At 51.1% G+C, this 12,010-nt stretch carries 9 protein-coding genes and 1 tRNA gene; all 10 read left to right on the top strand.

Translation table 11 applies throughout. The features are described from left to right. The first annotated feature begins 50 nt into the window (after positions 1–50). On the top strand, positions 51–650 hold the full coding sequence (locus B1C80_RS15525; RefSeq protein WP_077922109.1) for an OmpH family outer membrane protein: 600 nt from the start codon (positions 51–53) through the stop codon (positions 648–650). Positions 651–1,244: 594 nt separating this feature from the next. Next, entirely contained in the window at positions 1,245–1,706 is a 462-nt protein-coding gene (smpB, locus tag B1C80_RS15520; RefSeq protein WP_077922108.1) for an SsrA-binding protein SmpB, read from the top strand. A gap of 71 nt (positions 1,707–1,777) precedes the next feature. Next, positions 1,778–2,293, top strand: a complete 516-nt coding sequence (locus B1C80_RS15515; RefSeq protein ID WP_077922107.1) for an HNH endonuclease — start codon at positions 1,778–1,780, stop codon at positions 2,291–2,293. 218 nt (positions 2,294–2,511) lie between these two features. Beyond that, positions 2,512–4,296: a 30S ribosomal protein S1 gene (gene rpsA, locus B1C80_RS15510; RefSeq protein WP_077922106.1), complete on the top strand. Its 1,785-nt coding sequence runs from the start codon at positions 2,512–2,514 to the stop codon at positions 4,294–4,296. Positions 4,297–4,443: 147 nt separating this feature from the next. Next, positions 4,444–4,514: transfer RNA gene (locus B1C80_RS15505), tRNA-Cys, on the top strand. A gap of 265 nt (positions 4,515–4,779) precedes the next feature. After that, the gene (locus B1C80_RS15500; RefSeq protein ID WP_236648804.1) at positions 4,780–6,090 is read left to right on the top strand and encodes a c-type cytochrome; all 1,311 of its coding nucleotides are present in this window, start codon (positions 4,780–4,782) and stop codon (positions 6,088–6,090) included. 27 nt (positions 6,091–6,117) lie between these two features. Further along, positions 6,118–9,219, top strand: coding sequence for a TAT-variant-translocated molybdopterin oxidoreductase (locus tag B1C80_RS15495; RefSeq protein WP_077922105.1), 3,102 nt, complete (start codon positions 6,118–6,120; stop codon positions 9,217–9,219). A gap of 109 nt (positions 9,220–9,328) precedes the next feature. Then, positions 9,329–10,759 carry an NrfD/PsrC family molybdoenzyme membrane anchor subunit gene (gene nrfD / locus B1C80_RS15490; protein ID WP_077922104.1) on the top strand — a complete coding sequence of 477 codons (1,431 nt, stop codon included), beginning with the start codon at positions 9,329–9,331 and terminating at the stop codon, positions 10,757–10,759. Between the two features lie 81 nt (positions 10,760–10,840). Next, positions 10,841–11,374 (top strand): DUF3341 domain-containing protein, encoded by a 534-nt coding sequence (locus B1C80_RS15485; protein ID WP_077922103.1) that lies wholly within the window; start codon positions 10,841–10,843, stop codon positions 11,372–11,374. 50 nt (positions 11,375–11,424) lie between these two features. Beyond that, the gene (locus B1C80_RS15480; RefSeq protein ID WP_369822708.1) at positions 11,425–11,994 is read left to right on the top strand and encodes a cytochrome c; all 570 of its coding nucleotides are present in this window, start codon (positions 11,425–11,427) and stop codon (positions 11,992–11,994) included. The last annotated feature ends 16 nt before the right edge of the window (positions 11,995–12,010 follow it).

Below are 12,010 nucleotides of genomic sequence, written 5' to 3'. Positions count from 1 at the left end.
AATCCCTATACCTTTGTAAGATAAACAAGTCACTAACTAATTCATTTATCGTGAAGAATGCTTCGTTGATTCTTAACGTCGTCCTGACGATTGCCGTAGCCGTACTGTATTACCTGCATTTTAAAGACCGCCAGCCCGAGACGACTGCCGTGACCAAGCCAGCCCAGGCCAAGGGGAAAGAAATTGTTTACGTAAACGTTGACTCGCTGCTGACCAAGTATGAGTATTTCAAAGACACGCAGAAAGTACTCGAGAGCAAACGCTTCCAGCTGGAAAACGATCTGGCCTCCAAAGGGCGCAACCTGCAGAACAAGGTGGCCTTTTTTCAGCAGCGGGCTGCTACCATGACGCAGGAGCAGGGCCGGGCTACCGAAGCCTCGCTTCAGAAAGAGCAGCAGGATATCCTGGCTTTCCGCGAGCGCGCAGCCCAGAATCTGGCTGCTGAAGAACAGGCGAAGAACAAGCAGCTTTACGACCAGATCTACGATTATCTGAACAAAGTCAACGCACAGAATAAATACCAGTTCGTGCTGGGCTACACCAAAGGCGGTGGTATTCTGTTCGCGAATCCCGATGCTGATCAGACAAAAACCATTCTGGACGGGCTTAACAAGGAATACAAAGACAAGCAGGCTCAACCCAAGAAGTAGCCGATCGGCTCAGGGCCAACAAACGAAAGGGAATTTGTCCAGAGCGGACGGATTCCCTTTTGCTGTTTTAGTCATCTCATGGGTAGGCGCCGTGCCAAAAAGTGGCACGATTATTGGGCCTGTTAACGACCTATTTTTTGTGGTGACACAGTATAGCCGTTAATTAAATTTCAGATTCGGCGTGACCCTAATTTTGTTTATTTCCCGGTATTCCTGTGGGTTAGGCATTGTTTTTGCTTAAAAACTAAGCAATCCTGTTTTGATGAGTCATTGCTTCTGACTGGAGAAAAGGCCAACACCGCCCGGGTTGGGCCGATGCCGTAACAAGTCTTGAGGCTGTGACTTCGTTACCACTCTTCGGGGTGTCAACATCGGCCTACCCAGGCGACCTTTCCCCGGCGAGACACTATTTTCGCCCGGCCTTGCAAACCTCCCTCCGCTTCCCGGTGTTTGTGTTCTTACCTGGCTACCTTTGTGGCCTTTTTCCGGTTTATATTTTTGGCGTTCATGCCTGACCAACACGGGTCGGCACAGGAACTTGGTGTAAACTGCATCGCCTTTTCTGACCAGCATACTGGTCTAACCTTTGCATACATGGCCTCCGCTTCTATTGTTAAACAAGTTGATATCCGCAATCGCCGGGCTTCGTTCGAGTATTCATTTCTCGAAACCTACACTGCTGGCATTGTGCTGACCGGCACCGAAATCAAATCGGTTCGGCAGGGAAAAGTAAATCTCCAGGATGCGTACTGCCTCATTAACGGGAATGAACTGTTTATCAGGCAGATGAATATCTCGCTGTATGCAGAAGGGACGCATTACAACCATGAGCCGCTGCGCGACCGTAAACTCCTGCTCACCAAACGCGAAATCAGACGGCTCACCGAAAAACTAAAAGACCAGGGACTGACCATCGTACCTATCCGGATGTTCACCAGCGAGCGCGGTTTTGCGAAGGTCGATATCGCTCTGGCAAAGGGTAAAAAGCTGTATGACAAGCGGGATAGCATAAAGGAAAGGGAGGTCGAACGGGATCTCCAGCGCGAGCGATACTAATTTTCCACAAATCTTGTCGTTTTGTGGATAAGTCTGTAAATTGCTACCGTACAGAGGCATCCAAACGCGATATGGGCAGGAAAGTATTAGTCTTAAATCAAGATTACAGCGCACTCAGCATCTGCTCCGTTCCCAAAGCATTTTTGCTGGTTTACTTAGACAAAGCCGAACTCGTTGCCGAATCGGAGCAATTCATGCTGCGAACCGTTTCTGCCGAGTTTCCGATGCCGTCGGTTATCCGTCTGCACCGGTACGTGAATCTGCCTTACAAAGGCGTTATGCTAACGAGGCAGAATATATTCAAACGCGATGGGCACCGCTGTCAGTACTGCGGCACGCCGGAAGACCTCACGCTTGATCATGTTATGCCGAAATCGAGAGGAGGCAAAACCAGTTGGGATAACCTGGCTACCGCCTGCAAACGCTGTAACTCCAGGAAAGGAGATTACACGCCCGACGAAGCTAACATGAAACTGCGCCAGAAACCGTTCAAACCTACGTTTCTGGTTTTTTTACGCGAATTTTCGGGCTCCATAGAAGAAAGCTGGATGCCGTTTCTAGCCAGAAAAGAAAAAGCGTTTTTATAAAAAAACAGTAGCTAGGCAGGGAGGCCGATAGAAAGGACGGGGTAACCGCTTCTTTTCTGTCGGCCTCCCTGCCTTTTTTCCGGCCTGTCAGAACTTTTTGCCCGAAAAGATTGCTTACCTTTGCAATCCTTTTTCAAGGATAACAATCTATAAACCAAAAGTCAGCGCGCCATTGACCCAGCGCCTGATGTACCGAGTGGGTCAGGAAACCATTTTTTATGAGCAAAACGCAGCAACGCGAACTGCCGGCATTTGATTGGGACCGGGCAGACAACAAAGGATTTGGAAGTGGCTATTCGGATGACGAGCGCAACCGGATGTTAGAACTCTACGACAACACCCTGTCGGAGGTTAAAGAGAAAGAAGTGGTGATGGGAACCGTAGTTGGGATCACAGACCGGGAGGTGCTGCTCAACATCGGATTCAAGTCGGATGGGTTGGTGCCAGCTTCTGAATTCCGGGATCTGCCGGACCTGAAGATGGGTGATGAAGTTGAAGTTTACGTAGAAAATCAGGAAGACCCGAACGGCCAGCTGGTGCTCTCGCGCAAGAAAGCGAAAGTAATCACCGCCTGGCAGAAAATCCAGAAGGCGCTGGACGAAGACCTCGTTATCGATGGTTTTGTAAAACGCCGGACCAAAGGTGGCCTGATCGTTGATATTTACAGTGTAGAAGCGTTCTTGCCCGGTTCGCAGATCGACGTGAAGCCGATCCGTGACTTCGATATTTTCGTTGGCAAGAAAATGGAGGTTAAAGTCGTCAAGATCAACTATGCAAACGACAACGTAGTTGTTTCGCACAAAGTACTGATCGAGAAAGACCTCGAAGCACAACGTGCCCAAATCCTGAACAACCTCGAAAAAGGTCAGGTACTCGAAGGGGTGATCAAGAACATGACCAACTTCGGTGTGTTCATCGACCTTGGTGGCGTAGATGGTCTGCTGCACATCACGGATATCTCGTGGGGTCGTATCAGCCATCCCTCCGAAGTACTGCACCTCGACCAGAAAGTCAACGTGGTTGTCCTCGACTTCGATGAAGACAAGAAGCGGATTTCGCTGGGTATGAAGCAACTGCAGGCTCACCCATGGGATGCGCTGTCGGACGATATTCAGGTTGGTTCGAAAGTAAAAGGCAAAATCGTGAACGTAGCCGACTACGGTGCGTTCCTCGAACTGATGCCGGGTGTAGAAGGCCTGATCCACGTATCAGAAATGTCGTGGTCGCAGCACCTGCGTAACCCACAGGAGTTCCTGAAAGTAGGCGACGAAGTAGAAGCACAGGTGCTGACGCTGGATCGCAACGATCGGAAAATGTCGCTGGGCATCAAGCAACTGACCGAAGATCCCTGGACCCGCCCCGAACTGCGGACCAAGTATGCCATCGGTACGAAGCATAAAGGCCTGGTGCGTAACCTGACCAACTTCGGCCTGTTCCTCGAACTGGAAGAAGGTATCGATGGTCTGGTACACGTGTCGGATCTGTCGTGGACCAAGAAAGTAAAACACCCATCGGACTTCATCAAGGTAGGTGAAGAACTGGAGGTTGTGGTACTGGAACTGGACGTCGACAACCGTCGTCTGGCCCTGGGTCACAAGCAGCTCGAAGAAAACCCATGGGATACGTTCGAGTCTGTGTTTGCGGTAAGTACCATTCACCGGTGCACGATCCTGAGCAAAAACGACAAGATGGCTACGCTCGAACTGCCCTACGGCATTGAGGGCTTCTCGTCGCTCAAGAATCTGGGCAAAGAAGACGGTACCTTCGCTGAAGTGGGTGAAAACCTCGACTTCAAAGTGACCGAATTCTCGAAAGAAGAGAAACGTATCATGCTCTCGCACACGAAAACGTGGCAGGAGAAAAACGAGCCGGTAAAAGAGCAGAAGCCGAAAGCCCCCAAGGCACCGTCGACTTCGACCTCCAACCAGTCGGATCGTGGTGCAACCCTGGGTGATCTCGATGCCCTGGCTGCCCTGAAAGAGCAGATGGAAGGCCGCAACTAAGACCAGTTCCTGTTGTCCTACCTAGATAGTATCGCCCCGGTATTCGACAATACCGGGGCGTTTTTTTGGCGTGACTTTTGCCTGCGATAGATAAATACCTATATTTGCAGTCCCGAAACGAGGAGTCATCATGTGTTCGGGTAAAATGGTTCCGTGGCCGAGTGGCTAGGCAGAGGTCTGCAAAACCTCGTACAGCGGTTCGAATCCGCTCGGAACCTCTCCGATTATGATTGCCATTTGGCTATTCTTTACAAAAGAAGCCGAATGGCAATTTTTTTTGCAGAACACCCAAATAAACAAATCGTTACCAGTCTGTGTGGCGAATCAGAATTGGTGCTGCTTAGAACCAATATAAATAAAATTGAGCCCTAAAAATATCTAAACCTTGATTTTTGCCTATACAGCAATCGTGTCGTACTTTTGTGGGCCAATGAAAAGTTAGTGGTGAATATGGTGATTAACACGTTAACTATACATCTCAAAATGAGTCGCTTGTCTAAGGTTTACGGGGTGTTTGCCCTGTCGCTGGCGCTGTTACTGAACGGTAGTCAGCTCAAGGCGCAGGACTCAGTTGCGGCAGCCGGCGGAGGTCCAGCCACAGCCACACCTGCTGGTGGGGGTGGTGGCGGAGACGCTGAAAAGGGAAAAACATTGTTCACAAACAACTGTGCACAATGCCATGCTGTAACTGAAGAAGTGGTTGTTGGACCCGGTTTGAAAGGAATTCAACAACGTGCCCCCAGTAAAGATTGGTTGCATAAATGGATTCGTAACTCATCGGCGCTGATTGCCGCTGGGGATCCATACGCCGTTCAGGTCTACAACAAGTTCAACAAGATTCAGATGTCGAACTTCCCGAACCTGACGGATGCCGACATCGATGGTATTCTGGCTTACATCGACCAGGCGAGTGCGCCCGCAACGGCTACCGTTGATGGAGATGGCAAAGCTCAGGTGCGTGGTGGCGGTGGGGCCTCGGCCGAGAACGGGGGTATCAGTTCGAGCCCGTCCAACCTGTTTACGTTTGTACTCGTTGCGCTGCTGGTTGTCATGCTGCTCGTGCTGGGCGTATTGCTGGTTATCGTAACAATCCTGTCGAAAGCGGTAACGCCGGTAGCTGCCGGCGACGGTACACAGACCGTAGCTCCGCTGGGGCAGCGTTTGAAAGAAGGTCTGTCCGGTGCGTTCAACAATCCGACGCTCCGCTCCGTTGTAATCTGGCTGTTTTTACTGGTTGTCGCGAAGGAATCGATCGATGGTCTGTACAGTGTTGGTATCCAGCAGGGCTATGCTCCCAAGCAGCCTATCGCTTACTCTCACAAGCTACACGCCGGTCAGTACAAGATTGATTGTAACTACTGCCATACCGGTGTAAACAAAGGAAAATCGGCAACGATTCCGGCTGCCAACATCTGTATGAACTGCCACGGCGTCATTAAGAAAGAGTCGCCGGAGATTCAGAAAATCTACGCAGCCATCGAGCAGAACCGGCCTATTGAATGGGTTCGGGTACACAACCTGCCTGATCTGGCTTATTTCAACCATGCTCAGCACGTAAACGTCGGCAACGTACAGTGCCAGACCTGCCACGGCGAGATTGAGAAAATGGAAGTAGTGGAGCAACGCTCTTCACTGACCATGGGCTGGTGTATTGACTGTCACCGCAAAACCGAAGTCAACACCAAAGACAATGCTTATTACGATAAGCTGGTTGCGTTGCACCGGAAAGAAAGCAAAGAGCCGCTCAAGGTAGCCAACATTGGTGGTCTGGAGTGTTCCAAATGCCACTATTAATCGTTTAACCTGCCGCACAAAATACGCATGGAAAATACAACCAAACGGTATTGGAAAGGGGTTGAGGAACTGCGCAATGACGCTACGTTCGTCAAGAACGCCAACAGCGAATTTGCCAATCCCGACGAGTCTTCCTCAGACCTCGATGGTCTGCTGGGCGGCTCGAACACCCAACGCCGTGATTTCCTTAAAGCAATGGGTTTTGGTATGGCTGCCGTTTCGCTGGCGGCCTGCGAGACACCAGTTCATAAAGCTATTCCGTACATTAACAAACCGGAATTTACGTACCCATCTATTTCAGACTACTACGCTTCAACCTTCGTTGATGGTGGTGATTACGCGGCTATCCTGGTAGAAACCCGCGAAGGCCGACCCATCAAAATTGAAGGTAACCCGCAGTCAAGCATCTCGAAAGGAGGGACCACCGCCCGCGTTCAGGCATCGGTTCTGTCTCTGTATGACATTGACAAGCTGAATGGACCACGCCGGGGTGATGCCGTCATCGACTGGGCAACTGCCGACCGTGAGATCATTAACGGTCTGAATACGGTTTCGTCGCGCGGTGGAGCTATTCGCATCGTTACGTCTACGATCTTAAGTCCAGCCACCAAGGCGGTTGTTGCTGACTTCGTAGCGAAGTACCCAACGGCCCGCCACATCATGTACGATGTGAACTCGGCATTTGGTATGGTTCAGGCCAACCAGGCTTCGTTTGGTAAAGCCGTTATCCCATCCTATGATTTCAGCAAAGCGCAGACGATCGTTAGTCTCGGAGCTGACTTCCTGGGCACCTGGATCGCTCCGCTGGATTTTGCCCGTCCGTACGCACAGGGTCGTAAGATCGGTGCCGTTGGTGGTGGCAAGAAAACGATGTCACGTCACTACCAGTTTGAGACCGGATTGTCGATGACGGGTGCGAACGCCGATTATCGGGGTACCTACAAACCATCGCAGGAAGGTCTGGTTGCGCTGGCGCTTTACAATAAAGTAGCTCAGAAATTGGGTGGTACGGCTGCGGGTTCTGCTTCTGTCGACGTACAATATCTGGACAAAGCGGCTACGGATCTGGCACGCTCACGCGGTCGGGCGCTGGTCGTATCTGGATCCAATGATCCAAACGTTCAGGTGGTGATAAACGCCCTGAATGGTCTGCTTGGCAGCTACGGCTCCACCATCGACCTCGATACGCCACTGAATTACCGGCAGGGTAACGATCAGCAGATGAATGCGTTCATCGACGACGCGAAAGCGGGTCGGGTAGGAGCTGCTCTGTTCTTCGGTGCTAACCCGGTATACGATCACCCACGTGGTGCCGAACTGGCTGAAGCCCTGCCGCGGGTAGGTCTCTCCATTTCGTTCGCTGACCGCGCTGATGAGACCGCTTCGGTTTGTAAATACATCACGCCGGCTCCTCACTTCCTTGAATGCTGGGGTGATGCAGAGCCTAAGGCTGGTCATTACAGCCTGATGCAGCCGGCTATCACGCACATCTTCAAAACCCGTCAGTTTCAGTCGAGTCTGCTCACCTGGGCGGGTCGGCCAAACGACTTCCAGACGTACCTGAAGAACTACTGGCGCACTAACTATTATCCGCAGGCTTCAGGCTTCTCGTCATTTGACGCTTTCTGGATCAAGTGTCTGCACGATGGCGTTTTTGAGCCCGCTAAAGGTCAGGCTGTTGCTGGTGGCGCTAGCTTTGCCGGTAACCTGGCCCAGGCTGCCGCTGGTATTGCGCAACGCTACCGGCCAACGACGGGTATCGAGCTGGCCCTGTACGAGAAAGTAAGCATCGGTTCTGGCTCAATGGCTAACAACCCCTGGCTACAGGAGATGCCTGATCCGGTTTCTAAAGCCTGCTGGGATAACTATGCAGCCCTGTCGCAGAAAACGGCCAATGATATGGGCGTTGCACAAAACGACCTGGTGACGGTTACCGTAAACGGCAAGTCGATTGAATTACCCGTGCTGGTACAACCCGGTCAGGCCGACAATACCGTATCGGTAGCTATCGGTTATGGCCGTGAAAAAGCGGGTAAAGCGGGTAACAGTGTTGGTAAAAACGCCTTCCCGCTCGCCAGTCTGACCAACGGATACCTGAACTTCTCTGCGGTTAGTGCTAAAGTAGAAAAAGCAAGTGGCAAGCGCGAGATTGCGCAGACGCAGACCCACGACACCGTAATGGGTCGCCGGGCGGTTGTGCAGGAAGCCAAGCTGACCGACTACGTGAAGAATCCGATGGCCGGTCGGTATACGCCCAGGGTTGAAACGTCTGAAGGACCAACCGATGCGACTAACATTACCCTCTGGCACGGCTACGGTAAGCCCAACCACTCATGGGGTATGGTCATTGACCTAAACTCCTGTATCGGTTGTAATGCCTGCGTAATCGGCTGTCAGTCAGAGAATAATATCCAGGTAGTAGGCCGCGACGAAGTTATCATGCGTCGTGAGATGCACTGGATCCGGATCGACCGGTACTACAGCAGCGATGCTGATGCTGAAGATGTAAAAGCACTAGAAGTAGCTTCGGCCAATCCCGAAGTAACGTTCCAGCCTATGCTTTGCCAGCACTGCAGCAACGCTCCCTGCGAAACGGTATGTCCCGTTTTGGCTACGACCCACAGCACCGAGGGTCTCAACCAGATGACCTACAACCGTTGTATCGGTACCCGTTACTGTGCTAACAACTGTCCTTATAAAGTACGCCGTTTCAACTGGTTCAAGTACTTCGATAACGATAACTTTGATTACCATTTCAACAATGACCTCGGTAAAATGGTCATCAACCCGGATGTTACAGTTCGGTCACGGGGGGTAATCGAGAAGTGTTCGTTCTGCGTGCAGCGGATTCAGGAAGGCAAACTGACGGCTAAGAAAGAGCGCCGTCGGCCCATGCCAGATGAAATTCAGACTGCCTGTGCGCAGGCCTGCCCAACTGACGCCATCATTTTCGGCGACATGAACAACCCCGAAAGCACCATTTCCAAAACGCTGGAAGTAGAAATGAAGGGCCGGGCTTTCCACGTACTGGAAGAAATCAACGTGAGACCGCAAATCTCGTACCTGACAAAAATCCGCAACAAGGACGAAGAGCCCAAGCAGGAAACCCGTCAGGAGTCACAAGCCTAAATCACAAGCATGGTTTACGATTGACGGATTACGAGCTGAGTAAAACAACGTAATTCCACAAATTGTAAATCGTACATCGTCAATCGTACCTCGTAAATACAGTAAGTATATGTCGCATGTAACATCAGCCGTAAGAACTCCCCTTATCACCGGTGGTAAAACCTACGCCGATGTGACGGAGGATATCAGCCGTCAGGTTGAAGGGCGTCCCACCAGAGAGTGGACGATTGCCTTTACTATTTCGGTGATTGTGCTAATCTACGGAACCGCCTGCGTGTTCTGGACCTGGTGGGAAGGCTTGGGTGTCTGGGGGCTGAACAAAACAGTCGGCTGGGCATGGGACATCACCAACTTCGTTTGGTGGGTGGGTATCGGTCACGCCGGTACGCTAATCTCGGCCATTCTGCTGCTGTTCCGTCAGAAGTGGCGGACGGCGGTGAACCGGGCTGCTGAGGCTATGACCATCTTTGCGGTTATCTGTGCGGCCAGCTTCATCCTGATGCACATGGGCCGTCCGTGGCTGGCATACTGGGCACTGCCGCTGCCAAACACCTTCGGTTCGCTATGGGTAAACTTTAAATCGCCCCTGGTTTGGGACGTATTTGCCATCAGTACCTACTTTACCGTTTCGCTGGTGTTCTGGTACATGGGTCTGTTGCCTGACCTCGCTACCATCCGCGACCGGGCTCGCAGCAAAGTATCTCGCTATATCTACGGCGCTTTCTCGCTGGGCTGGAACGGTTCGGCTAAAACATGGGCTCGTTATGAGTACATGAGCTTGATTCTGGCTGGTCTTTCTACTCCGCTTGTATTGTCTGTACACACGATTGTAAGTATGGACTTTGCTACGTCGGTAATTCCGGGCTGGCACACAACCATTTTCCCTCCTTACTTCGTTGCCGGTGCTATCTTCTCGGGCTTTGCCATGGTGCAGAACCTGATGCTGATTATTCGGGTCGTGTTTAAGCTGGAGGATTACATTACGGTTGAGCACATCGAGTCGATGAACAAAGTCATCACCCTGACGGGATCGATCGTAGGGGTAGCTTATCTGACTGAGTTTTTCATTGCCTGGTATTCGGGCGTTGAGTTTGAAAGCTATGCGTTCATCAACCGCGCCACGGGACCCTACTGGTGGGCTTACTGGGCCATGATGACCTGTAACGTAATTTCTCCCCAGCTGTTCTGGTCGCGGGCTATCCGCCGGAGCGTTGTCTGGACGTTCACCCTATCGGTTGTTGTAAACATCGGTATGTGGTTCGAGCGCTTTGTAATTATCGTTACGTCGCTGCACCGCGATTACCTGCCATCGAGCTGGGCCATGTTCCACCCGACTCTGTTCGATATCAGTGATTATATCTTCTCGTTCGGTTTGTTCTTCACCCTGTTCCTGCTGTTTGCCAAATTCCTGCCGGTGGTGAACATGGCTGAAGTGAAAACAATCATCAAATCATCTTCGGAAAAACTGCCCGTTTCGGTATCGGGTGTTGCCAAAGGTGAGCGGGTTGCCAATCCGACGTTTAACAAAGATGTTGACTAATTGAATAGTTAAGCCTTCAGGCTTTCTTATCCTGGTGATAAAAGGCCTGAAGGCTCAAGCAGAAACAGACCAATAAAAAGTATGTCAGACGTAAATGGTAGCGGTAAGTTTCTAGTCGGCATCTATGACGATGACGATGTAGTTCTGAAAGCCGTTAGAGATGTAAAAAAAGCGGGTGTTCGAATCCACGAAGTATACAGCCCATTCCCAATCCACGGACTGGATGTTGCTCTTGGTCACCCACGCAGTCGGTTAGGCATTGCCGCTTTCCTGTTCGGTCTGTCCGGTACCCTTACTGCCCTAACCCTGACTGCCTATACGGAAAGCTTTGACTGGCCTATGATTGTAGGTGGTAAGGATTCCTACTCGCCTGTGGTATACGTGCCGGTGATTTTTGAATTGACGGTACTTTTCTGCGCCCTGGGCATGGTAGGCACCTTCCTAGTTTCGAATGGTCTCGGTCCCACAGTGAAGCCGCTCATGTACGATTTACGCACAACAGACAACAAGTTTGCGATGGCTATTGATCTTAGCAAAAACAACCTTGTTGAAGGCGACATTGAACAGATTCTGAAAAATTCAGGAGCTGCCGAAGTTAACGTTAAGCAGTTCTGATTCGAACAATGAGCAAGATTACGAAACATAGAAGCGTGGCTACCATCGCTATGGTCGGTCTCATCATTGCAGGCTCGGCCTGTAAGCGTGGGCATGACGATACGAATGTTGAATTTGCTCCGCAGATGTACGATGCTGTTGGCTATGAGCCTTATCGGCAAATCCGTCCCAACACGATAAACCCGGAAGGACTGAACATGCGTCTGCCCGCCCGGGGCACGGTTGCGCGGCCTAATTATCATACCCAGTTTGGAACTGGCGACAGCGCCACAACCGACCTGATGATTTACAACATTCCCAAAGACAGCATTGGGCTGGCAGAACGCGTATTGACAAACCCTATACTCGAAACGGAAAAAACGCTTGAGGAAGGTAAGGTTCTGTACGGCCGTTACTGCATCCACTGCCATGGCGAAGGTGGTAAAGGTGACGGGCTTGTTGGCAAGGAATACAAAGGTGTTCCCAGCTATTCAGCAGACGCCTACAAAACCATGAATGACGGACATATTTTCCATGTCATCACCCATGGTAAAGGACGTATGTGGCCCCATGGTTCGCAGATGACGCCCGAAGAACGCTGGAAGATTGTACAATACGTACACAAACTACAACAAGGATAATTTGATTGTTCCGCTT

The organism is Spirosoma sp. 209, assembly GCF_002006735.1.
Taxonomy (GTDB): Bacteria; Bacteroidota; Bacteroidia; order Cytophagales; family Spirosomataceae; genus Spirosoma; species Spirosoma sordidisoli.
This window is presented reverse-complemented; position numbering and strand designations above follow the sequence as displayed.